We start from the raw sequence: 21,804 nt of genomic DNA, 5'->3' as shown, positions 1-21,804 counted from the left end.
GCATGATCGGCGTCGACCGCAGGACCGGCCAGCAATCCACCGGCCTCGATCACTTGAAACAATCGATTGAGGACATCCTGACCACGCCCCTGGGCAGTCGCCGCATGCGCCCTGAGTACGGCTGCAACCTGCGCCGCTTTGTCGACCTGCCGGTTAACGAGGGCTGGAAAAGCGCCGTACAGGCCGAGGTGGCCCGCGCCTTGGGTCGCTGGGAGCCGCGTTTGCGGCTGGAGCGGGTCAAGGTCGTTTCCGTGGTTGACGGCCAGATTGGCCTGCAGCTGACCGGCCAGTACCTAGGCAGCTCGGCTGTCGTGGAGGTAAGCGCGTGATCGATCTGTCTTTGCTCCCCCCACCCGAGGTGGTGGAAACCCTCGACTTCGAGACGCTGTATCAGGAGGTGCTAGGCATCTTCCGCGCCCATATGGGCGATCAGTGGACCGCGTTGCTGGAGTCCGAACCCGTGGTCAAGCTGATGGAGGTCATGGCCTACCGTGAGCTGCTAGTGCGGGCGCGGATCAACGCGGCGGCCAAGGCCAGCTTGCTGGCTTATGCCAAAGGCGCCGATCTGGACAATCGCGCCGCCGACTATGGCGTGCAGCGGTTGACCATCCGGGCAGCGGATCCCGACGCGGTGCCGCCCGTTGCGGCTGTTATGGAGTCTGACGAGGCGCTGCGCTACCGCACGCGGCTTTCGCTTGAAGCCCTGTCGGTCGCTGGCAGCAGCGGGGCGTATGAGTATCACGCGCTGAGTGCGTCGGCCGAGCTGGTACACGTTTCGGTCGACTCGCCCCGGTTTTCCGGGGTGCCGGTGCCAGCCGCGGTTAAGTCGCAACTGCCGGCCGGGGCCATTGTGGTGGTCTGCGACTACGACGCCGGCCTGGCCAATCCTCTGCCCGGTGACGTGTCGCTGGCGGTGCTGGCCGGGACGAGCAGCACCATGCCCGAGGCGCAGCTGGTGGCCACGGTCCTTAAGGCGCTGTCGGCCGAGGACGTGCGGCCGGTGACAGATCGGCCCCGCGTGCAGGGTGGCATCCCGACCGACTTCAAGGTTGAAGCCGTGCTGTGGGTGGAAAATGGGCCAGACCCGGACGTTGTGCTAGCCGCAGCCCGGAAAAGCCTTGATGCCGCCATTGCCGAGGCGCGCCGCCTTGAGGGGCAATTGCCCGTTTCGGCGATCTATGCCGCGTTACACGTAACGGGCATCAGTCGTGTGGACCTGGTGAAGCCAGTCGAGGGTGTGGTGTGTGACAAGCGGCACTACCCCCGTGCTACGGCGATAGCACTGACGACCAAGGTGGTCACATGAGCCTGCTACCGCACAACGCCACGCTGCTGGAGCGCTCGCTGGAGCGCGCTGGCGAGTTGGGTGTGGACCCGGAAATCATCCGGGGCGTGGCCGACTCGGCACGCTGTCCGCCCAGCTTCCTCCCCTGGCTGGGCTGGGCGCTCAAGGTCGAGGGCTGGGAGGCGGCTTACACCGACGCCCAGCGCCGCGAGCTGATCCGCGAGGCGATTCCGGTTCACAAGACCAAGGGCACTGTCGGCGCGATCCGGCGAGTGCTCAAGGCGGTGCGGGTCAACGCGGAATTCAAGGAGTGGCACCAGATCCCGAACGCCGCGCCGTACACGTTCCAGGTCACGGCCTGGGCGAACCACAACCGGCCGGGCGAAGGCTCGATTATCTCGCCTGAGCTGGGGGAGCGACTGCGCGCCCTGGTCGACGCGGCGAAGAACGAGCGCAGCCACTACGAGTTTCGGCTGGGTGCGCGCTTCGACGGTGGCCTGGTGCTGGGTAACGCCTTCCAGGCGCGCGCCGTGCAGCATCGATCCATGGATGCCCAGGCGGTGCCCTTCGACCCCATGGCGCAGACGGTGCTGTTTGCCAATGCGCTCAACGCGTCCAGCGTATCCCGGCGGTTTGCCGAGGCGCAGGGCGTACCCATTCAAGCAGAAGGTGCCCCGCTGGTGGCCAACGCGGTGCAGGTGCGCGTGGTCATCCGGGGCTACATGGAGGCTGTTCTATGAGTACAGGCTTGCAACCTGTCATCACCAAGGCCGGCCTGGCTGCGATCCTGACGGCGACTAAAACCGGCCTCTCGGCCGAGATTAGCCATATCGCCCTGGGCAGCCAGGCCTACACCCCGAGCGCCGATCAAAAGACCCTGCGCAACGAGGTGGCGCGGTTCCCGATTTCCAGCGGCGAGAAGCTGAGCGGCACGCTGTTGCACCTGACCGCTGTCGCCGATGGCACAACCGGCTACTGGGTAAAGGAGGTCGGCATTTTCCTCAAGGACGGCACCCTGTTGGCGGTCTGGTCGCACTTGACCGAGGCTTTGGCATACAAGGCCGCCAACATCGACCTGCTGCTGGCCTACGACCTGTCGCTGGCTGCGCTACCGGCGGACAGCGTAACTATCACCAGTACGGCCGCCGGCCTCAACCTGACGCTGGCAGCGTCCCTGGCAGCGCAGGCCACAGCACTCATTGACGAGCAGCTGCGCGGTCTGAAACAGCACGACCGGCAGGTTAGCCAGGAGCGCCTGCAGCAGATCGCTGGGGAGCAAATCAGCAGCCTACTTGACCGTATGAGCGCCGCTGAAAAGGCGGCGATTCAAACGCGGGATGGCTTGCTGAGTGTAGCGATTGCCAATGCCACCGGGCTGATTGCCCTTCAATACACCGTTATTCAACACATCCATGGAGCATAGGCATGAGCCTTGAAACCGAAATCGCCGCGCTGACCGCGTCTAACAACAAGATGGCGGAGTACTTCCTTGGGAAAAAGGATGCCATCGACAAAGCCGTATCGGCTGCAGTGGCTGCGGCGCCTGCCATCAGTCGAACCTTCTATGTCGACCCTAAGCTGGGCGACGACGCAGGCCTCGGATCGAGTGCCAGCCCATTCAAGACCCTGGCGGCGGCCATTGCCGCAACCCCGGCGGGGGGGCGCTGTGAGGCTTGGTTGCAACAGGATTACACTCTGGCAGAGCACCTCTACCTCCAGGGTCGTCGCTTGTCATTGCGTGCAGAGGCGAACTCCGGGCGCAAGCTGATTCTCAATGAATTCGTGCCATCCAGTGGTCAAGGCCTGCGCATGGGTTGCTTCTGGCAGTCCGATGGTTCGACGCTGGACTTTGCTCAGATGACGATCAGCCTGCCGGCTTCTTCGGCTGGCGACCTCGACACCTATTACTGCCTCGCCTTCGGTAGCGGAGCATCTTCGCCGGTGCTGCATCAGATGCGTTTCTACAATTGCGTGTTTGAGCTTCGTGGCACCTTCCGTGGTCGCCTGTTCGGTCCAAACGCTGCGCTTTATGCCCTTGCAGTTTCCGGCACCTCTATTCCGTCGGCTCTGGCCGGTTCGATCATCCCAGGTGTTGCCGCCGGCACGGATTCCAAAACCCTGGCAAACATCATCACCAACGTTCCAACACTCTGAGGCCCTGCCCATGCAAAAGCAGTTTTTGACCGTCGTTTTCCAAGGCGACAGCTATGTGGGTTTCGACTTCGGGGCGCTGCCCCTGGGGGCGGCTTTGTTAGCTGCTGAACAGCAGATCGAGCAAGCGGCCGATCAGGCCCGTGCATCCGTGCTGGGAGATTCGCTGCGAGCGGTCGAGTATCAGATGGCCGAGGATGAAGCCAAGGCTTACAAGCTGGCCGGTTATGACGGCGACGTGCCGCTGACAGTCCAGGCGGTGGTCGATGCCCAGGGTATCGACCCGCAAGCCGCTGCGGAGGTTATTTTGGCCGAGTCAGAAGCCTGGCGGGCTGCGCTCTGTGCAATCCGCTCGGCCCGCCTGAAAGGCAGGCAGGAGGTGCTCAAGGCTAAGAATCATGATGAGGCCGAAGGTCACGCCGACACGGCAATCAACGCGATCCGCGCCAGTGTGGCCGGCAACGCCTGACCCTCTCCCCGCATTCCCTTGAGCGCCCCGATTTCGGGGCGTTTTCATTTCTGCAGGGCCGCCGAGTGCGGCCCTTTCTTTTGGAGCTTTCCCATGGCTGGATTCTTTCACGGCGTTACCGTAACGAGCGTCGACACTGGCGCGCGTAGTGTCTCGCTACCGTCTTCCTCAATCATTGGCCTGGTCGACACCTTCACCGAAGGCGCCGGCGCAACGGCCAAGGCGGGCGACCTGGTGCTGATCACCAACGAGCGCGAGGCCGTTGCCGCGTTTGGCCCCGCCTCGGCAATCACCAAGGCCTGCCAGGCGATCTATGCCCGCGCCAAGGCGGTCATCGTCGCCTCGGGCGTGGCCAAGGCCGTCGACGCAGCCGCGCAGACTTCCTCGATCATTGGCGGGGTGCAGGCTAACGGCAAGCGTACCGGCCTGCAGGCGCTGCTCGATGGCAAGAGCCGTTTCAACGCCCAGCCGCGCCTCATCATCGCGCCCAAGCACAGCGCCACCCAGGCGGTGGCCACCGCGATGGACTCGATTGCAGCCAAGCTGCGTGCTGTCGCCATCATCGACGGCCCAGGCACCACCGATGAGGCGGCCACCACCTACGCCAAGTTGTTTGGTTCCAAGCGTCTTTTCATGGTCGACCCCGGCGTGCAGATGTGGGACACCGCCACCAGCGCGACCGTCGACGCGCCGGCCTCGGCCTGGGCTGCAGGCGTGTTCGCCTACACCGATAGCCAGTACGGTTTCTGGGCCTCGCCGTCGAACAAGGAGTTTGTCGGCATCACCGGCACCACCCGTGCCATCGAGTATCTGGATGGCGACGAGACCTGCCGGGCCAACCTGCTCAACAACGCCAATATCGCGACCATCATCCGTGACGACGGGTTCCGCCTGTGGGGCAACCGCACGCTGTCGAGCGATGCCAAGTGGGCCTTCGTCACCCGCGTGCGGACCATGGACATGGTCATGGACGCGATCCTGTACGGCCACAAATGGGCGGTCGACCGCGCTATCACCTCGACCTACATCCGCGATGTGACCGAGGGCCTGCAAGCCTTCATGCGCGACCTGAAAGCCCAGGGCGCAATCATCAACTTCGAGGTCTACGCCGACCCGGTGCTCAACACGCAAAGCCAGCTGGAGCAGGGCAAGGTGTATTGGAACATCCGATTCACCGACGTTCCGCCGGCTGAAAACCCCAATTTCCGCGTCGAAGTCACTAACCAGTGGCTGACCGAAGTCCTCGATCAAGTCGCTTAAGGAGCGCACCACATGGCAATGATTCCCGAAATTCTGGCCAACCTGAACCTGTTTGTGGATGGGGTCAGCTTTCAGGGCGATGTCCCCAGCCTGACCCTGCCCAAGCTCACGCTCAAGATGGAGGAGTACCGCCCCGGCGGCATGGATATGCCGATTGAGATGGATGTGGGCATGGAAAAGCTGGAGTCCACCTTCGTCACCACCGGCGTGCGGAAGGAGTCGCTGAAGTTCTTCGGTCTGGCCGACGGCAATGCCTTCAACGGTGTTTTCCGCGGCTCCTTCAAGGGGCAGAAAGGCGAAACCAAAGCGGTGATCGTTACCCAGCGCGGCACGCTGAAAGAGCTGGACATGGGCGACTGGAAGCCGGGCGACAAGGCAGAGCTCAAGCACGCCGTTGCCCTGACCTATTACAAGCTCGAAGTCGGCGGCGAGGTCATTTACGAGATCGAGCCGATGGCCATGAAACGCGTCATCAATGGCGTCGACCAGTTGGCCAGCCAGCGCCGCGACCTCGGCCTGTAACCCGCAACCTTTCCGCACACCTTTTCGAATCAAGGACAAATCTCCATGAGCAAGCCGGCACCGAAGTACATCGCCCTGACCGCTGAAAACGTCACCATTACCTTGACCAAGCCCGTCGTGCTGAACGGCATCGAGCAGGACAAAATCACCCTGCGTGCGCCGACCGTGCGCGACATTCGCAACTCTTCCAAGACCTCGGACGGCGACGAAGAACAGCGCGAACTGAACCTGTTCGCCTCCCTGGCCGAGGTGGGCCTGCAGGATCTGGAGGGCCTCACCTACAAGGACTACAACCGCGTACAAGCGGGTTACACCTTTTTGGTGCGAGAGGACGAACTGTAATCCCGAGACGCTGAAAAGCGCGGCCAAGCGACTGGCGGCCGAGCTGCATTTCTCGGCCGCTGAAATCCTGACCATGTCTTACCAGGATATGGTCTGGTGGCTTTCGGATTGAGCTTGCATAGGGGGTACCGATGGCAAGCAAACTAGCGTTATCGCTGGTGATCGGGGGTGCTGTCGCTTCATCGGTCGGCGCCGCATTCAAGACAGTAGAAAACGGCATCCAGAAACTGGAGGCCAAAGGCAACAGGGCCAAGGTGCTCAAAAGCACCATCGGCGAAACCATCAAACTGCGCGAAGAATGGAAGCGCGCGCATGACAGCGGCGCCGCCGGCGCCGACAAGCTGTTACGCAAGCTGGACAACAACCTGGACTCCCTGCGCAAGCAAGGCGTCGAGGTTGGCCGTCTTTCCCGCGAATACCAGCGCCTGGCCCGTGAGGCCAAGGGCGCCGATCTGCAGTTAAAGGGCCACCAGCAGCTGCAGGCGGGCAAGGACTCGCTCAAGTCGAACATTGGCCGTGCTGTGGTGGGCACGGGCATGGCCGCCGTGCCAACGATGATCAGCGCGAACTACCAAGCGGTCATCCGTGACATTGCGATCAAGGCCGACATTGCCAACAAACCGGAAGAGCAGCAGCTTACCCGGACGGTAATCGACACGGCCAAAGACACCGGTATGTCGCGCAATGACGTGGCCGACCTGGTCAACCAGTTGGTCGGCGCCGGCATGGAGCTGGATAAGGCGCTGTCCTATGCGCCGGTGGCGGCCAAGTTCGCCATCGGCCAGGGTGCTTCTGGCGTTGATACGGCGTCGATGATTCAGGCGCTGCAGCAAAACGCCAAGATCAGCGACCCAAAGGTCATGCAGCAGGCCCTGGAGGCTATCGCCTACCAAGGCCAGGCGGGGAGCTTCGAGGCCAGCGATATGGCCAAGTGGTTCCCGCAGCTGCTGGCCGGCATGGAGAAAAACGGCATCACCGGGTTGGATGCGGTGACGTCGCTGGGCTCCATGCTGCAGGTGCAAATGAAGACCGCCGGCAGCTCGGACGAAGCCGCGAACAACTTCAAAAACTGGATGGAGAAGATCGGTGCCGGCGACATCAAGAAGGCCTACAGCGATGTAGGCATTGACTACCAGGCGTCGCTGAATACCGGTCTGCAGAAGGGCATGAACGTCATTGAGGCGTCCATGGCCCTGGCCATGAAGTACGTCCAGGCGACTGACCCGGCCAAGGCTAAAAAGATCGAGGAAGCCAAGGCCAAGATCGACAAGGAAGTTGACCCGGAGAAGGCCGCCGCCGCGCTTGAAGCCCTGGAGAAAACTTTGCGTACCGGCGACCTGTTCGCCGACATGCAGGTCAAGGCTGCGCTCACGGCCTACGCGCAGAATCGGGGGCTATATGAAGAACTGAAAGCCGATTCTAAGAAGGCCTCGGGGATCCTCGACAAGAACCTTGCCGAGCGCCGTGAGACTTCCGCGCAGCAATGGGCCGAGACGGTCCAGTCGATTGACGACGCCATGCGTAGCATCGGCGATGCCATCCGGCCGGCCACGGATATGGTGGCCACGGGAGTGACCACGGTTGCCCGTGGCTTGACCAAGTTGGCCGACGGGTTCCCGTCGGTGGTGCTGGGCATTGGAGGCATCACTGCGGCGGTTATCGCTTTCATGACCGCATCGAGCGCGCTGAAAATCGGCCGTGGCGTTTTCAATATTGCGCGCGGCCGAGGCCTGGAGCGCCTGGCCGGACGTGCTGGGCGGGGCGAGCTGCCCAAGACGGGCAGTAAGGTGGTCGACACCGGCCTGGGCGTGCTGGGCAAGGTGTTCTCTTCCAGGTCCACCGAGTCGGCCCCGGCCAATGACGGCGAAGCAGGCGGCCACGACCCGCAGCGCGTGTTTGTGGTTAATGCCAGTGCGATCGGCGGGATCGGCAGTAGCGTCGCCAGTAACGGCCCTGCAGGGTCTGGTCGGGGCAGCCGCCGAAGTCGCCGCCGGGAGCGCCGGCGCCTGGCGAAACAGGGGCCTGTGGTACGGCCGGCAGCGAAGGTGGAGGCGCCCAGCGCGCCGGCGCCCAAGCGCCGACTATTTGCTGCAGTGCCAGCGGCGCTGACGAGTGGCGACGAGGTGGGCAAGATAGCGCGCTCCATTCGTGGGGTCGCCCGTTTGGCTAAGCGCCTGCCCGGAGGCAATGTTGTGGATGCCGGTGCTCAGGCGCTGGACGTCGCGCTGAACGCTGAAACCAAGGATGAGAAAGCCGAGGGTTATGGCGGCGCCGCCGGTAGTCTTGCGGGCACGCTCGCAGGAGCAGCTGCAGGTGCAGCTATTGGCTCGGTCGTGCCGGTCATCGGTACCGCCGTTGGCGGTGCTGTTGGCGCCATCCTGGGGGGTATGGGTGGCGAAACGTTCGGCGGCTGGCTGGGTAAGCGGTGGTTTGGCGAGGAGCAACCCGAAGGGGAGGCCAAGCCAAAGGCGGAAACGCCGCCGGCACCTGGTGAGGCGTTACGCGTAACGCTGGAGCCAGGCCAAGAGGCCAAGCCGGCGCAGCCACTCCCTGCAGCAGTCGCCAAACCTGTGGCGGCACCGGTACCGGACCTGCGCAAGACTGTGCGCGAGCCAGTCAAGGCCAGCGCGCCGGCACCGACCGTGGTCAAGCCGATAATCACGCCGGCGGCGCCCGAGCCGGTGCCCCAGGCGCCGGTGGTGGCCCCTGCAGCAGTCGACGGCCAAGAGCGTGTGCCGATCGCCGAACCTGTGCCGGCGCCGGTACCGGACCTGGGCAAGACCGTGCACGAGCCAGTCAAAGCCAGTGCCCCGGCACCGACGGTGGTCAAGCCGGTGCTCAAGCCGGCGGCGGCCCCTGCAGTAGTCGACGGCCGGGAGCGTGTGCCGGTCGCCGAACCTATGCCGGCGCCGGTACCGGACCTGGGCAAGACCGTGCGGGAGCCGGTCAAAGCCAGTGCCCCGGCACCGACGGTGGTCAAGCCGGTGCTCACGCCGACGGCGCCCGAGCCAGTGCTCCAGGCGCCGATGGTGGCCCCTGCAGTAGTTGACGACCGGGAACGTGTGCCGGTCGTCGACCCTGTGCCGGCACCGATACCCGCCCTGGGCAAGACTGTGCGCGAGCCGGTCAAGGCCAGCCCCCCGGCACCGACCGTGGTCAAGACGGTGATCACGTCGGCGGCGCCCAAGCCAGTGCCCCAGGCACCGGCGGTGGCCCCTGCAGCAGTCGACGGCCGGGAGCGTGTGCCGGTCGCCGAACCTGCGCCGGCACCGGTGCTGGACCTGGGCAAGACCGTGCGCGAGCCGGTCAAGGCCAGCGCCCCGGCACCGACAGTGGTCAAGCCAGTGATCACGCCGGCGGCGCCCGAGCCAATGCCCCAGGCGCCGGCGGCGGCCCCTGCAGCAGTCGAAAGTCGGGAGCGTGTGCCGGTCGCCGAACCTGCGCCGGCACCGGTACCCGCCCTGGGCAAGACTGTGCGCGAGCCGGTCAAGGCCAGCGCCCCGGCACCGACAGTGGTCAAGCCAGTGATCACGCCGGCGGCGCCCAAGCCAGTGCCCCAGGCGCCGGCGGTGGTCCCTGCAGCAGTCGACAATCGGGAGCCTGTGCCGGTCGCCGACCCTGCGCTGGCGCCGGTACCGGACCTGGGCAAGACCGTGCGCGAGCCGGTCAAGGCCAGTGCCCCGGCACCGACGGTGGTCAAGCCGTTGATCACGCCGGCGGCGCCCGAGCCAGTGTCCCAGGCGCCGGCGGTGGCCCCTGCAGCAGTCGACAGCCGGGAGCGTGTGCCGGTCGCCGAACCTGCGCCGGCACCGGTGCCCGCCCTGGGCACTGCCGTGCGTGATCTGGCCAAGGTCATGCCAGCGGCGCCGGCGCCGCTGCTGGTCAAACCGATGGTCACGCTTGTGCAGCAACCGGCGGCCCCTGTGCCACTGGTGGTCGACAACCGGGAGCGTCTGCCGGTCGCCGAGCGAACATCGCCTGATGCCCGGCCTGCGGCGCCGGTACCAAATGCGCCGCCTTCCCTCGGGGAGGTGGTACGGGAAATGGCCAAAGCGGCGCCGCCGGCACCACGGATGCCCGAGGCCAAACCGGCCAAATCCCCTGCACCGGCCAAGGTGCCGGCACCGACGGTAGAGCAGTCGTTTACCTTCGCGCCGTCTATCAAGCTCGACGTGCATGGGGATGTGAAAGACCCAGAGCAGGTGGTGCGCGAACTGGAGCCTTCATTGCGCCGGCTTTGGGAGGCCTTCCAACGTGAGGTTTCCGCGCGCATGTCCTCGGCTCAGCTGTTCGATCAACCACACATCTAAGGAGGGCCTATGGCCTACATGGAACAGCTGGAATCGTCCCTGTCGGGATTGGTTGCAGCAGGGGAGGCTGGGCGAAAGGATCTGGACGGCATGCTTGTGCCCTTGAATGGTGCCATTGGCAGCATCACCGGCGCCGCCTCGGAGCTGGAAAACATCCCGTTCGTGCCGCCCGAGGTCGGCGCCAAGCTGGGGCGCGTGGTGCGCAGTATCAGCGTGGCGCAGTCCCGCGTGGGGCAGGTGGCCGAAACCTATGGTCGTGTCGTGTCTGGCGCCGCCCAGGTGCAGGAACGGCTCGGCACGTTCAAGCGGATGGCGTCCAAGGTCACGGCCGAGGCCAGCCGGGTGGCGGGAATGGTCAGCCCTTCGCTGTCCAACATCCTGCCCACTGGCGGGCTGCTGGGCTCGGCCACGCCGCTGCCCGAGGCGGTCGCGCCGTTCCCTCACCTGCTGATCATCCAGCCGCATGACCCGAAGATGCAGCCGTATTACTTCAACCTTGATACAGCCGCGTTTGACGAGCTGCGGCGGCAGGCGACGTACCGATGGGCCGGCCAGGAGCGCCTGCGCCGCAGTGTGGCGCAGCAGGCGGTGGGCTTGGGTGAGGAAAAGATCACGCTCAAGGGCGCGATCTTCCCCCACCACAAGGGCGGCATTAAGCAGCTGAACGTGCTGCGCAGCATTGGCCGCAACCTGCAGCCGTTGAACCTGGTCACGGGTTATGGCGAGGTCCTGGGCAACTGGTGCCTGGTTAGCATCGAGGAAGAGCAAAGCCACCTGCTGCCAGGCGGCATCCCCCGAAAACAAGGCTTCACCCTGGAGTTTGTGAGCTATGGCAACGACCTGCAGAACGTCTGACGGGGATCTGCTCGATGTGATCTGCCAGCACCATTATGGGCATCTCAACGGCACCGTCGAAGCGGTGCTAGAGGCCAACGCGGATCTGGCCAGGGAGGCGCAGCCTTACCGCGCCGGCCTGCTGATCCGGTTGCCCGATCTGTCGGCGCCGGCGGTCGAGCTGCTGCAGCTGTTCGGCTAACCCGCGTTACGCGTAACGAAGCCCCGCCCCGTGCGGGGTTTCTTGTTTCTGGAGCAAGCATGAAACCCACGTTTCAAATCGTCGCGGATGGCAAGGACATTACCGCCTTGATCAATGACCGCCTGTTGCTGCTGCGCATATCGGACAAGCCCGGCATGGAGTCGGACGAGTTCGAGCTGCGCATTGACGACCGCGCCCAAGCGGTTGCACTGCCGGCGCGCGGGGGGCGGGTGGAGGTGTTCCTGGGCTATGAGGGCCAGCCGATCACGCGCATGGGCGCCTTTACGGTGGACGAGGTGCAGGTGTCTGGCCCACCTGACGAACTGACCATACGCGGCAAGGCTAGCGACATGCGGGGCAGCGGCAAGACCATTCGCAGCGGTAGCTGGGAAAACGTGCCGTTGTCGCAGATCGTGACCGAAATCGCCAAGCGTAACGGTTGGGAGGTTGTGTGCCCGGTGACAACCAAGGTCGAGCGCGTCGACCAGCGCAACGAGTCGGACTTTAACTTTGTCACGCGCCTGGCACGGCAGTACGACAGCACCGCCAAGGTGGCCGAGGGCAAGCTGTTGGTCATGCCTCGGCAAGGCGGGAAGAGCACGACCAGCAAGCCGCTGCTGGTCGTGCCCATCAACAAGACGGACGTGGCCCGCTATCAATTCCGCCTGGGTGACCGCAGCACACAGAAGGCTGTGAAGACCCAGCATCAGGACCAGAAAACCGGCGCCTTGAAGGTGGTCCAGTTGGACAACGGCGAGTCGCCCGACGGACTGCCCCCGGTCCATACCGACCGCCATATCTATCCCAACAAGACCGCCGCTGAGCAAGCCGCCAAGGCGCGGCTGGCCGCGTTCAACCGAAGCACCGCCGCCGTGCGCCTGGAAATGGCCGGACGTACCGACCTGTTTGCCGAATGCTCGATCAACGCCCAGGGCTTCAAGGTCGGCCTTGATGGCGAGTACCTGGTGGATGCCGTCGAGCAGGTGTTTACCCAATCCGGGTGGACAACGACGGTCGAGTGCAACGGCGGCAAGAAGGGCAAGGCCAAGGCCTCGGGCAAGAAGAAGAAAGAAGAAAAGCCGCTCAGGGTTGAGCAGCTGTAACCCCACGGCCGCGCGCGGCCATCACTGGAGAACGCAATGGCTATCTCAGTTCAACAACTGCAACAAATCCTCCCCAACGCCGGCCGCAAAGCCGGCGTTTTTGTTCCTGGCCTCAACGCGACAATGGGCAAGTACTCGATCATCACGCCCAAGCGTATGGCGGCATTCCTTGCCCAGGTCGGCCATGAGTCTGGCCAGCTGCTGTATGTGCGTGAGCTCGGTAACGAGGCCTACTTGGCCAAGTACGACACCGGCCGCTTGGCGCAGCGTCTCGGCAACACCCCGCAGGCTGATGGCGATGGCCAACGGTACCGTGGCCGTGGGCTAATTCAGATCACCGGACGTGACAACTACGAGGCCTGCAGCGAGGCGCTGTTCGGCGACAGCCGCTTGCTCAATACCCCTGATCTGCTCGAGCAGCCGGTTTATGCATCTCTGTCAGCTGGCTGGTACTGGCAGCGGGCGGGGCTCAACAGTCTCGCTGACAAGGTGACGCATGCTGATGATGCGGCTTTCGAGTCGATCACCCGCCGCATCAATGGTGGCCTGAATGGTTTGAAGGATCGCCAGGCGCTCTACAAGCGAGCTCTTGAGGTGCTGCAGTGATGTCACTTAACGTGCGCATCGCCTTGCTCGCCATAGCGGTAGGGCTGTGGGTTGGTGGTCGCGGTGCCTGGGTGTGGCAGGCGAGCGACTACGGGAAGCAGCTCGCCGAACAGGCTGCGGATTTTGGCCGGCAACTGGCGGACAAGGATCGAGCCTATGGCCGTGAACGTGAAGAAGCCTCTGTTGCTGCCCTCAAGAAGTTGGCGGAACAGCAGGCGCAACGGCGCACCCTGGAAAATCACCTGCAGGAGCAGAGCCAGGCGCATTGGAAGGAGATGAACGATGCTCACCAAACTCAAGCTCGCCTGCGTGACAGGCTTGCTACCGCTGATCTGCGGTTGTCAGTCCTTGTCGACGCCGGAGCCTTTGCCGCCCCGGGTTGTGACGGTGGGGTGCGAGAAACCGCCGGCACCGGAGGCGTGGTACATGGCGCCTTACGCGCCCAACTTGACCGAGCGCATGCTCAACGAATTGTCGCCATCACCGACGAAGGCGACCGGGGGCTGATCGCGTTGCAGGCCTGCCAGGCCTACGTGCGCGAAGTCACCAAGTGAAAAGAGGCGAGCCGGATGGATGCGTCAACATCCAGCCCGGCCCGCCGAACCCGCAGACCCTTCCTGCAAGTCCAGCCGTGGCCTCTGCCTTGTGCACAAAGCGCGGCGAGCCTAACACCTGTCTATCCATACAGTAAAGACTTGCATACCTATGACCTCTCCAATCATTCCCTGGATGGGTGGCAAACGCCGCCTGGCCGACCGCTTGATCCCCCTCTTTCCCCCTCATGAATGCTACGTCGAAGTCTTCGCCGGCGGTGCCGCGTTATTCTTCATGCGTCCCCAGCCCGCGCCGGTGGAGGTACTGAACGATCTCAACGGCGACCTGGTCACCCTCTATCGCGTTGTGCAGAACCACTTGGAGGAGTTCGTTCGCCAGTTCAAATGGGCGCTTAGCTCCAGGCAGATCTTCGAGTGGCAGAAGATGACGCGCCCTGAAACCCTGACCGATATTCAGCGAGCGGCGCGGTTCTTCTACCTGCAGCAGCATGCCTTCGGCGGTAAGGTCACCGGGCAGACCTTCGGTACTGCCACAACTGGGCCGGCCATTAACCTGCTGCGCATAGAGGAGAATTTGTCCGCTGCGTGGCAGCGCCTCGCTGGCACTTATGTCGAGAATCTGTCCTGGCTCGACTGTGCCGAACGCTACGATCGAGCACACACCTTCTTCTACATGGACCCACCATACTGGAAAACAGCCGGCTATGGCTTGGAATTCCCTTTCGCGGAGTATGAGCGCATGGCCGACTTTATGCGTCGGTGCAAGGGCAAGGTGATGCTAAGCATCAATGATCATCCCGACATTCGGCGTGCTTTTCACGGCTTCCATTTCGAGACCGTCGACATCAGATACTCCAATGCCAACCAACGTCAAGGCTCAGCGCAAATTACAGGGGAGCTCATAATTACCAACTGGAAATCGGACGAATTCGGTCAGCTCTTTTGAAGAAAGCAGGCTTGCGGGTAGTCTCAAGCTAGTAGTAATGTTGGCCAGCAGTCTTGGGTGGGCCGCTGTTTTTAGTCCTTCTGCTGGAAAACTCTATTGAGCGGTTCGATTAGAAGACATTGTCCGCACGAGCTTCACATGTTTCCAGTTGGTGCGTTCTTCATTGTGTGTGTTTTTAATCTGGGGCTGCTTGCATTGTGGCTCCAGATTATGTGGGGGTGGACTTGGGCAGAGTAAAGTGGGAAGGCCTGTATTCGTATGCTCCAGGTGGAAAAGAGAACTGCCTCTGCGGCTCTGGCTTCAAATATAAGAATTGCTGCAAGGATGAGTGGCCTAAATACGACTACAGGGTTAGTGAGGTTCGTCCTCGAACCGCGGTACAAAAACTAAAAAAACTGAGGGCGCACATTACCTGGTATCGCCTCTGCCATTTGGCGCACACGGTCCGAGATATGCACAGCGGAAAGGACGCCACCAAGATGCTTGAATTGGACCTCTCGTCCATGCAGGGCATGACGCGAAAGGCGCTTTCTCTTTACAAAAGCTGTCACTGTGCTGATGATTACCCTTTAATGCTTCATCAGTTATCTGGTGCAATTGCGGACGACCGATGGGCATGGTTTTTGTGTGCGGAAGAGGCTCTGTTCTTCCTTGCATTCAAGAACGATCGGGCGCGCGCTAGATCTGTGATGGCGAAGTTTCGCTGGCAGGATGTTGAGAGTTCAGAGTTTCTTGAGGTTTATTTGGATGTCCACTCAGAGTTGTTAGGTCACGTTGATGTTGTAGCTATCGCATCGAAGGTTGTAGATGTAACAGGCTGCGCTTCATCAAGATTTCAGTATCGATTCATTATTGCTGTCCAATATTTTCTCCATAATGAGGCGAATAGGGCGGAAAGATTAGCGCGGCAGGCGATAACTGATTTCGAGCATACCCGGGTGGAGGAGAGAACAGCTTACGGTCGCGTGTTGCTGGCGCGTGGGTACATGCACCTTGGCGAGATTCTCGGTGATGAGCAAATGTTAGCCAAAGCCATTGAGTTATTGCTTTTAGAGTGCGATGACGACAGGTTTACGTCTGAGGCAACTGCCGATTTTTTGTGTGATGTAGGTCAGTGTTACTTTGCGCTGAAGAAGTACTATCTGGCGGAAAAGTATTATTCGAAGTCTATTTCAGTCTGTAATCCACCATTGGCAAATGTTTATCTGGGTAAGGTTCAGGTTTACCTAGGGCGCTTGGATCGGGCGAGAGGTATATTTGCTGAGTTGGATTTGGTAAAGATGTCGCCGGTGAATTACTTTGATTACTCAATAGTGGTCTGTGAGCTGGCACTGCGAACTCAAGTTCCAAGTGATATTTCTAAGGCTCTCGATATGATAAAGAGTGTTAGGACTAATGATCCGTATTTCATGGGCGTGGTGCAAGAATTAATAGTGGCTCTGTATGAGCTTCCAAAGAAAAACGTTTCTCGTATTGTGTCAATCATCGCGACTATTAATAAGTATGTGACGCTGAATCCAAATTTCAATGGGGTGGGGATTGATATTAACTCTATGATCAATGATTATCTTAATAGGCGTAAATAACTATGGCAGCGAATCTCCAGCCAGCTCGGCCAAACGCTCGCTGGCGACATTGTCTACCAGGATCTCTAAGCGCTCTATGGTAGATCGAGCCAGCACTTGCCCCATATCCAAGCCGAGACAAGCACCTTGAGCGTTGGCCTGCGCGATCATGTAATTAACAGGACTATTGGCAGCTTCGATGTTTGCGAGAAGCAGGCGAAGACGTCTTTGAATCTCCGGTGGTAGCAAGAGGCCGGGTGCTAACTCGCCGCTTGGGAGACGGTAACGCTGGGGCATGGCTGGCTACTCTAGTAGATGGTAATCGTGGCGGCTACGCGGGTCTTTTGTAGATCCGCGACAGTTCTCACCCTTCAGTGGAGGGTGGCCTGGGAAGAACAATAGGCCTTAAGCCTCGAGCGCAAATGCCAGTGCCTGCATACTGACTGCATTGAGGTGTGCCCCACCTTCAAGCTCCAGGATTGCCTGCGGAGAAACGCCGGATTTCGCTCCGAGGTCATCGATACTCCAGCCCAGCAGCACGCGTGCTGGGCCGCAATGACTGCTATTAAAGCCGAGTGGCAGGTGGTCTATGAGCGACGCAACTACTTCTATCTGATCCTCGTCGAGGTTGAGGCGAAGCGGCGGCCGATCAAGAGCGTGAGAGGTCATGGCTATTCCGTCCGGTGCTGTACATATGAACAGTATATGCCAAGCAAATGCGTTGGAGAAGACGGGCTGGAGTTAGGGCAAAATTAGGGCAAATTCTAGGCCGCATCAGGCCGCATTGAGCCTTTGTGAATCCCGCTGGCAGCAATGTTTTCGGGTCTAAAGCGGCCTGTTACGCTATGCGGGCGGGTTCAAATCCCTATCCTTGGTGGATGGGATGGATCAGTGCAGATGAGACTTAGAGCGGTACTTCTTGATGAGGCGATCAAGGCGCGCTCGCATCTGGACTACCTCCCAGTCATTACCTGGTCTGCCTTGATCATCTACTATGAGCGAGTTCCTGACCCGTTCCAGGACCTGAAGATCAGTGAGTTTGTCGAGCTCGGCTGATGTGAGTTGGGGGTTATTTGCCAGTACCAGGGCACGTAGCTCTTCCATTGCGCGGTCGAGTTTCATCGACAAACTCCTTTTGTCAGCTCAAGGATTATAGCCCGCGCAGCCCCCCCTCCTCTGAATCATGATCAGTGGCTAGCTCGGATGCCTGTAGGGGAGGAAACCCGTGGGGCAAAAATGGGGCAAGCCGTATGCCACTCCATGCCAAATCATGCCCATCTAGACGCTGATACGCACATACACAAAAGGCGCCAAAGTCCCCATTTGTTGGGGCTTGGGCGCCTTTTCTTAGTCCTACTCCAGCACAATCGGGCTATGTGCCATTTAGCAGCTAGATTCTTTTTACGAGTGACCATTTAGCACTCGGACCATTGCCTGTTCGCATTGCGTAGGTTGCTTTTCTCAAAAAGGCGCTTGTATGAGTTGTGCTTTTATGTTCAAGAAGTTGAGTAATGTTTTCATTGGAGGCTTCATGAAACTCTTGGAGATAATCAAAAAGCTTCACGTGCTTGCCTGATGTTTGGCTTATTTTTAGGGGGTTCTGTGCTTTGAAATGTGCTGCCCATGCGGGTTTGAATCGTATAAATATTCCATTGTTAGTGCCGCATAACTCAAGTTCGGAGTGTTTTTTTACGGATGTTTTAATAGTTTCCCATGAGTCTCCGTCATGGATCGATATTCTTTTTGTGAGTTCTTGTACATTCATGTGGCCTACCCGATAGAGACTGTTGAAGATTACTAGGTCAGGTAAGCTGAATTTTTCTGGTGAGTTCTGCACCTTAACAAATATTTCAGGGATTATAGCCTTGGCAGAAAGCGTGACCTCTACGGTGTCAAATGACTCTCGGAATTTTGGGAACTCCCTGCCGTAGGCTAAAGAGCCGAAGTGCATTCGTTTGACCCCCATGCCTGCACGGTCTACCAGCTGGAAATTCATTAATAACTTGGCGAGAGCTTTGTTCCTGTGGCGAGGTTGGTGAGAAGTGATGTTCTCGGCGGTAACCCCTCCATAGAAAACGCCGGGGTTAGTAACGATCATGCGTTCAAAATTATAGTCGACGACTACCATGCCCTCGATTGAATAGTCGCGGTGGACCATGGCGTTCATATAGCATTCGTGGAACGCAGTGCTGTCTAACATTTTGCACTTGTGCGTTTTGCCAGCGTATTGCAGAGGTATTTCGGAATTGCAAGAGTTGAACAGGTTTTTAATTCTCTGAATGGTGTTCCATAAGTTGTCATCCCAAACAATATTTTGCAAAAGCTCCCCGCTAGCTTGTCGCCATGTGAACCTGTACTCGTAGGTGCCGAGCCATTTTGCGATATCTTCTGGCTTGCCCAGAAAGAGCAATCCTGATTTAGTTACTACGCCGTTCGTGGTTGCGCCAATAGCTTCAAGAAACGCAGAAGTTGTCGGGAGTGTCTCCGCAGAATATTTGCGCGAGCAATAATCGTTGTATGCTGCTATGACGGCGTTGGCGTCTAAATTACTTTCCCGCATTTGTTCCATGACTTCGGCAGTCCAGTCGTAACTTACAAGGCCCGAGACTGCCAACCTAATTTCTTCCGGCATCATCGGTCGGCTGGAGCGACCATCGCGAATACACGTCTTTCCGCTAGTTGTTGAAATTAGAGAGTCTCTACGAGTGGGGACATGCACCGAGAGATAGTTTTTTTGTTCGAAGTTTATATACTGAGCTCTGATATCTATGTTGGGGCGGAGTTTTCCCTTGATTCGTTGCTCAATTTCAATGGTGTCTGAAATTTGGAAGCCCACTAGTTGGCTTTTCCAGTCTTGATTCTTTACATTGCTGCCATCTTTTATTCCTACAATTATGACGCCGCCCTTTTTGTTGGCTAGCGCGGAAACTTCCTCGGCTAATTCTTTTGAGTTGTGCAGGGATCCGATATTGGAAAACTCTTTGAATTCTACGTCTTCGCTCTCAAGAAGTTCGCTGTTGACGTGCTTGCAGGCTTCAATGATTCCCCGGAGCTCGTCTTCACTCTTCATGTACATGCTACCGCGTCCTATCAGTACCGTTGACAGGATCGATAGTAACCTATGGCCAATGGCTATGCCTACGTGCCAAAGGGATGTCGAGGAGCTCAGAGCGATCCAATCGGCTGTGATCCAGCTTGGTACAAAATTGGTACGAGTGGAGAGATCGTTTGGCTGAAAACCTTACTGGATAAGGTCTTTAGCGAAAGCATGCCCAATCCATCATGGGTGCGACAGAAAACCTCCTAACTACCGTATCGCCTGGGTTTGCTGGGGTTTCTGCTTGTTTCTGGAGCATTTAGGGGTCTCTGTTTGTTGCCGCTTTTTTCCGGCTCTTGCTGGTTTTGCTACAGCCGTTGCTACTATTTAGCAAATCAGCCATGGCGCAAATCCATGGGAACCATCACGCAGCGCAGGCGCAAGGACGGGGCATCTGGCTTCACAGCCCAGATCCGAATCATGAAGAAAGTGGAGGCAGTTTATCAGGAAAGCCAGACCTTCGATCGCAAGAGCCCGGCCCAGGCCGGGAAGCGGACGCGAGAGGCCAAGCTGTACGAACCTGGTGCGATAGCGAAGTCGAAACTAAGGCGATGATCGAGCGGGCGAGCTGAAATCACTGCGGCGCCCGTCGATCAGGCCAGGCGCCGCATGCAATCTAACCTACCTCCTGCCGTTAGCTATTGCTGTTGATGCCGGCAAGGATGTTAGGCATTTTCTGGTACAGCTTCACAGAACCGGTATTGCTCAGGTGGCCTGGATCTCGGTAGATCGGCACGCCATCGATGATGGTTTTGCACGACTTGGCATCGCAGAGTGCGTCGGACAGGTAGATCACCTTGGCACCGAGGCTAGTCTCGGCGTACTTCATCAGGTTGAGCACATTTTTGTGGGAGCGCTCGAACAGCTTCCTGTCGAGCAGGCATTTGCTGGATTGATTGGTGAGCGATGGGCTGGCCATTTCGGCCTGAATGCAGCTCACGATGGTGGTGTTGATGGGGGGCGGCGGAGAAATGATGACTACCTGTTTACCCAGTGCCTTCAGCTTCTCGACGACCACCTGCATATCCTTCATGGCGCGCTCTGGGGTCGACTTTTCAATCTGCATTACCCCGCTGGTGTCGAAGGAAATCGACTCGAAGGTGTCTTGCATGTATTGGCCATAGGAGCCGGCCAGGATAACGGTCTTGATCGACGGGGTGTCGCTGATGAACTTGAAGGTGCTGTCGTTGAAGCCAACGCACTGACGCGCTTGCGCTTCGAAGTCGCTGCGCTTGGTATTGGGCGCTGTGTTCAGGAAGGGCGCACAGGCACTGCGGGTGGCTTGGCGGATATCAATCTTCTGCGCTTGCGACAGTCCAGGGATGTTGTGCATTGCATAGGAATCGCCCCACACGATGATCTTCGGATCTTGCGAGGTCCGGCACTTCTCGGTGTCTTTATAGATATTGGTGCCGCAGGACCGGTCGAGGCCGTAGTTAGGTGCGAACAGCTTCTCGATCTTCTCCGCCGACTGGACCTTGAGGAATGAATGCGAAAGGCCGAACAGTGCCAGGGTAAGGGCAGGGAAGACGACCAGCGATGGCTTGAAGCCGTACTGCATAACCCGGAAAGGCTTTTCCACCAGGTTGTACAGTGCGATGGCCGTGACCAACGAAGCGGCTAGCAGGGTCGCTTTCACCGTCATGCTCTCGGTGCCGATTGAGGCGTTCGCGATCGCGATGATTGGCCAGTGAACCAGGTACAGGGAGTAGGAAATGTCGCCCGCTTTCTCGATGGGTGACCAAACCTTGCTATTGATCAGTCGGTGGTTCGCCAGAAGAACGATGGCAGTAGCGAAGCAAACCACCACTGCGTCAAGGCCAGGGTGCGACAGGCCAGAGTTGAAGAAGGGCGATGCCAGCAGTACGGCGAATGCCGGAATTGCCAGCTTCGACGTGACGTTCTTGACGGAGGCGCTGTGCACGAGCATGGACGCGATGCTGCCGATCAGCAGTTCCCAGGCTCGGGTCGGGAGCAGATAGAACGCTGCCGACTGGTTGCTCAAGGACAGGTACAGGCAGCCCACGAAGCTGGCGATGGCGAGCACCACCAGGATCTTGCGCCAATGCCTGGCCGGGGTGAAGGCCAGCAGCGCTGGGACAAAGAAGTAGAACTGTTCTTCAACCGCGAGCGACCACATGTGCAGCAGGGGCTTGGTCGCAGACTCGAGGTCGAAGTAACCCGCCTGGCTCAGCAATACAAAGTTTGTGGAGAAGGTCAGCGCACCGATGATCTGTTGCTTCAGCGATTCAATCTGCATGGGTGGCAGGAAGAGTTTCGCCGCAATGATAGTTGCAAGGATCGTTACGAACGAAGCAGGCAGCAGGCGTTTGGCGCGGCGAAGATAGAATTCTTTGAAGGAGAACTTATCGCGCGCTAGTCCTCTTGAAACTATGGATGTAATCAAGAAGCCAGAGATGACAAAGAATATGTCTACGCCCAGATATCCATAGTGGAATCCCGGGATAGCCAAGTGTTCTAGAACGACGAATAAGACGGCAAGCCCGCGTAAGACTTGTATATCAACCCTGATAGTAGACATCGAGATCCCGGTTTGT

General features: G+C 59.5%; 23 protein-coding genes. 19 read left to right on the top strand and 4 right to left on the bottom strand.

The features are described from left to right. Positions 1-2: 2 nt before the first annotated feature. The 17 genes from CKW22_RS24110 to CKW22_RS24030 all read left to right on the top strand — a co-directional run bounded on the left by CKW22_RS24110 (position 3) and on the right by CKW22_RS24030 (position 16,170). Entirely contained in the window at positions 3-329 is a 327-nt protein-coding gene (locus CKW22_RS24110) for a GPW/gp25 family protein (protein WP_095065303.1), read from the top strand. Beyond that, on the top strand, positions 326-1,306 hold the full coding sequence (locus CKW22_RS24105) for a baseplate J/gp47 family protein (protein WP_095065301.1): 981 nt from the start codon (positions 326-328) through the stop codon (positions 1,304-1,306). Before CKW22_RS24110 ends, CKW22_RS24105 begins: the two co-directional genes overlap by 4 nt. After that, on the top strand, positions 1,303-2,025 hold the full coding sequence (locus tag CKW22_RS24100) for a phage tail protein I (protein WP_095065299.1): 723 nt from the start codon (positions 1,303-1,305) through the stop codon (positions 2,023-2,025). The genes CKW22_RS24105 and CKW22_RS24100 overlap by 4 nt, the downstream gene beginning before the upstream one ends. Then, positions 2,022-2,708, top strand: a complete 687-nt coding sequence (locus CKW22_RS24095; RefSeq protein ID WP_095065297.1) for a phage tail protein — start codon at positions 2,022-2,024, stop codon at positions 2,706-2,708. Before CKW22_RS24100 ends, CKW22_RS24095 begins: the two co-directional genes overlap by 4 nt. A gap of 2 nt (positions 2,709-2,710) precedes the next feature. After that, positions 2,711-3,439, top strand: a complete 729-nt coding sequence (locus CKW22_RS24090; RefSeq protein ID WP_095065295.1) for a hypothetical protein — start codon at positions 2,711-2,713, stop codon at positions 3,437-3,439. A 10-nt stretch (positions 3,440-3,449) separates the two neighbouring features. Then, positions 3,450-3,905 (top strand): hypothetical protein, encoded by a 456-nt coding sequence (locus tag CKW22_RS24085; RefSeq protein WP_095065293.1) that lies wholly within the window; start codon positions 3,450-3,452, stop codon positions 3,903-3,905. Between the two features lie 93 nt (positions 3,906-3,998). Next, entirely contained in the window at positions 3,999-5,165 is a 1,167-nt protein-coding gene (locus CKW22_RS24080) for a phage tail sheath family protein (protein WP_095065291.1), read from the top strand. Between the two features lie 12 nt (positions 5,166-5,177). Then, a complete protein-coding gene (locus CKW22_RS24075; RefSeq protein WP_095065289.1) occupies positions 5,178-5,687 on the top strand; it encodes a phage major tail tube protein in 510 nt (169 codons plus the stop codon). A 45-nt stretch (positions 5,688-5,732) separates the two neighbouring features. After that, on the top strand, positions 5,733-6,029 hold the full coding sequence (locus CKW22_RS24070) for a phage tail assembly protein (protein ID WP_095065287.1): 297 nt from the start codon (positions 5,733-5,735) through the stop codon (positions 6,027-6,029). A 131-nt stretch (positions 6,030-6,160) separates the two neighbouring features. Continuing rightward, a complete protein-coding gene (locus CKW22_RS24065) occupies positions 6,161-10,339 on the top strand; it encodes a phage tail tape measure protein (protein ID WP_095065284.1) in 4,179 nt (1,392 codons plus the stop codon). Between the two features lie 9 nt (positions 10,340-10,348). Next, a complete protein-coding gene (locus tag CKW22_RS24060) occupies positions 10,349-11,194 on the top strand; it encodes a phage tail protein (RefSeq protein WP_095065283.1) in 846 nt (281 codons plus the stop codon). After that, positions 11,169-11,375: a tail protein X gene (locus CKW22_RS24055; RefSeq protein WP_095065281.1), complete on the top strand. Its 207-nt coding sequence runs from the start codon at positions 11,169-11,171 to the stop codon at positions 11,373-11,375. The genes CKW22_RS24060 and CKW22_RS24055 overlap by 26 nt, the downstream gene beginning before the upstream one ends. A 59-nt stretch (positions 11,376-11,434) precedes the next feature. Then, on the top strand, positions 11,435-12,478 hold the full coding sequence (locus tag CKW22_RS24050; protein ID WP_095065279.1) for a phage late control D family protein: 1,044 nt from the start codon (positions 11,435-11,437) through the stop codon (positions 12,476-12,478). 36 nt (positions 12,479-12,514) lie between these two features. Beyond that, complete coding sequence (locus tag CKW22_RS24045) at positions 12,515-13,084, top strand: glycoside hydrolase family 19 protein (RefSeq protein ID WP_095065277.1); 570 nt, start codon at positions 12,515-12,517, stop codon at positions 13,082-13,084. Next, the gene (locus tag CKW22_RS24040) at positions 13,084-13,638 is read left to right on the top strand and encodes a lysis system i-spanin subunit Rz (protein ID WP_095065275.1); all 555 of its coding nucleotides are present in this window, start codon (positions 13,084-13,086) and stop codon (positions 13,636-13,638) included. The genes CKW22_RS24045 and CKW22_RS24040 overlap by 1 nt, the downstream gene beginning before the upstream one ends. A gap of 151 nt (positions 13,639-13,789) precedes the next feature. Then, a complete protein-coding gene (locus tag CKW22_RS24035; RefSeq protein ID WP_095065273.1) occupies positions 13,790-14,584 on the top strand; it encodes a DNA adenine methylase in 795 nt (264 codons plus the stop codon). Positions 14,585-15,063: 479 nt separating this feature from the next. Beyond that, positions 15,064-16,170 carry a lipopolysaccharide assembly protein LapB gene (locus tag CKW22_RS24030; protein WP_095065271.1) on the top strand — a complete coding sequence of 369 codons (1,107 nt, stop codon included), beginning with the start codon at positions 15,064-15,066 and terminating at the stop codon, positions 16,168-16,170. Here CKW22_RS24030 and CKW22_RS24025 read toward each other — a convergent pair whose 3' ends face one another. Both CKW22_RS24025 and CKW22_RS28000 read right to left on the bottom strand, forming a co-directional pair. Then, on the bottom strand, positions 16,171-16,446 hold the full coding sequence (locus CKW22_RS24025) for a hypothetical protein (RefSeq protein ID WP_095065269.1): 276 nt from the start codon (positions 16,444-16,446) through the stop codon (positions 16,171-16,173). 108 nt (positions 16,447-16,554) lie between these two features. Further along, positions 16,555-16,818 carry a helix-turn-helix transcriptional regulator gene (locus tag CKW22_RS28000; protein WP_256577333.1) on the bottom strand — a complete coding sequence of 88 codons (264 nt, stop codon included), beginning with the start codon at positions 16,816-16,818 and terminating at the stop codon, positions 16,555-16,557. Between the two features lie 228 nt (positions 16,819-17,046). Here CKW22_RS28000 and CKW22_RS27500 point away from each other — a divergent pair, with 228 nt between their 5' ends. Then, a complete protein-coding gene (locus CKW22_RS27500) occupies positions 17,047-17,205 on the top strand; it encodes a hypothetical protein (protein WP_160015253.1) in 159 nt (52 codons plus the stop codon). 334 nt (positions 17,206-17,539) lie between these two features. Here CKW22_RS27500 and CKW22_RS24015 read toward each other — a convergent pair whose 3' ends face one another. Next, on the bottom strand, positions 17,540-19,219 hold the full coding sequence (locus CKW22_RS24015) for an RNA-binding domain-containing protein (protein ID WP_160015251.1): 1,680 nt from the start codon (positions 19,217-19,219) through the stop codon (positions 17,540-17,542). A 381-nt stretch (positions 19,220-19,600) separates the two neighbouring features. On the opposite strand from CKW22_RS24015, the gene CKW22_RS24010 reads away from it, so the two are divergent. Then, positions 19,601-19,801, top strand: a complete 201-nt coding sequence (locus CKW22_RS24010) for a hypothetical protein (protein WP_033700373.1) — start codon at positions 19,601-19,603, stop codon at positions 19,799-19,801. Positions 19,802-19,880: 79 nt separating this feature from the next. Here the strand turns inward: CKW22_RS24010 and CKW22_RS24005 are convergent, their stop codons facing one another. Continuing rightward, positions 19,881-21,788, bottom strand: a complete 1,908-nt coding sequence (locus tag CKW22_RS24005) for an acyltransferase family protein (protein WP_084213352.1) — start codon at positions 21,786-21,788, stop codon at positions 19,881-19,883. Positions 21,789-21,804: the final 16 nt, after the last annotated feature.

Origin of the sequence: Pseudomonas sp. Irchel s3f19 (assembly GCF_900187555.1) — a bacterium.
GTDB lineage: Bacteria > Pseudomonadota > Gammaproteobacteria > Pseudomonadales > Pseudomonadaceae > Aquipseudomonas > Aquipseudomonas capeferrum.
The sequence above is the reverse complement of the archived record's forward strand: the minus strand, read 5'-3'. Positions and strand labels throughout refer to the sequence as shown.

Coding starts and splice junctions, on each gene's coding strand:
- CKW22_RS24055 (WP_095065281.1), top strand. CDS start 11,169: ATGGCAACGACCTGCAGAACGTCTGACGGGGATCTGCTCGATGTGATC.
- CKW22_RS24030 (WP_095065271.1), top strand. CDS start 15,064: ATGCTTGAATTGGACCTCTCGTCCATGCAGGGCATGACGCGAAAGGCG.
- CKW22_RS24080 (WP_095065291.1), top strand. CDS start 3,999: ATGGCTGGATTCTTTCACGGCGTTACCGTAACGAGCGTCGACACTGGC.
- CKW22_RS24005 (WP_084213352.1), bottom strand. CDS start 21,788: ATGTCTACTATCAGGGTTGATATACAAGTCTTACGCGGGCTTGCCGTC.
- CKW22_RS28000 (WP_256577333.1), bottom strand. CDS start 16,818: ATGACCTCTCACGCTCTTGATCGGCCGCCGCTTCGCCTCAACCTCGAC.
- CKW22_RS24095 (WP_095065297.1), top strand. CDS start 2,022: ATGAGTACAGGCTTGCAACCTGTCATCACCAAGGCCGGCCTGGCTGCG.
- CKW22_RS24100 (WP_095065299.1), top strand. CDS start 1,303: ATGAGCCTGCTACCGCACAACGCCACGCTGCTGGAGCGCTCGCTGGAG.
- CKW22_RS24010 (WP_033700373.1), top strand. CDS start 19,601: ATGGGAACCATCACGCAGCGCAGGCGCAAGGACGGGGCATCTGGCTTC.
- CKW22_RS24110 (WP_095065303.1), top strand. CDS start 3: ATGATCGGCGTCGACCGCAGGACCGGCCAGCAATCCACCGGCCTCGAT.
- CKW22_RS24050 (WP_095065279.1), top strand. CDS start 11,435: ATGAAACCCACGTTTCAAATCGTCGCGGATGGCAAGGACATTACCGCC.
- CKW22_RS24065 (WP_095065284.1), top strand. CDS start 6,161: ATGGCAAGCAAACTAGCGTTATCGCTGGTGATCGGGGGTGCTGTCGCT.
- CKW22_RS24040 (WP_095065275.1), top strand. CDS start 13,084: ATGTCACTTAACGTGCGCATCGCCTTGCTCGCCATAGCGGTAGGGCTG.
- CKW22_RS24070 (WP_095065287.1), top strand. CDS start 5,733: ATGAGCAAGCCGGCACCGAAGTACATCGCCCTGACCGCTGAAAACGTC.
- CKW22_RS24085 (WP_095065293.1), top strand. CDS start 3,450: ATGCAAAAGCAGTTTTTGACCGTCGTTTTCCAAGGCGACAGCTATGTG.
- CKW22_RS24045 (WP_095065277.1), top strand. CDS start 12,515: ATGGCTATCTCAGTTCAACAACTGCAACAAATCCTCCCCAACGCCGGC.
- CKW22_RS24015 (WP_160015251.1), bottom strand. CDS start 19,219: ATGAAGAGTGAAGACGAGCTCCGGGGAATCATTGAAGCCTGCAAGCAC.
- CKW22_RS24075 (WP_095065289.1), top strand. CDS start 5,178: ATGGCAATGATTCCCGAAATTCTGGCCAACCTGAACCTGTTTGTGGAT.
- CKW22_RS24025 (WP_095065269.1), bottom strand. CDS start 16,446: ATGCCCCAGCGTTACCGTCTCCCAAGCGGCGAGTTAGCACCCGGCCTC.
- CKW22_RS24090 (WP_095065295.1), top strand. CDS start 2,711: ATGAGCCTTGAAACCGAAATCGCCGCGCTGACCGCGTCTAACAACAAG.
- CKW22_RS24035 (WP_095065273.1), top strand. CDS start 13,790: ATGACCTCTCCAATCATTCCCTGGATGGGTGGCAAACGCCGCCTGGCC.
- CKW22_RS27500 (WP_160015253.1), top strand. CDS start 17,047: ATGAGACTTAGAGCGGTACTTCTTGATGAGGCGATCAAGGCGCGCTCG.
- CKW22_RS24060 (WP_095065283.1), top strand. CDS start 10,349: ATGGCCTACATGGAACAGCTGGAATCGTCCCTGTCGGGATTGGTTGCA.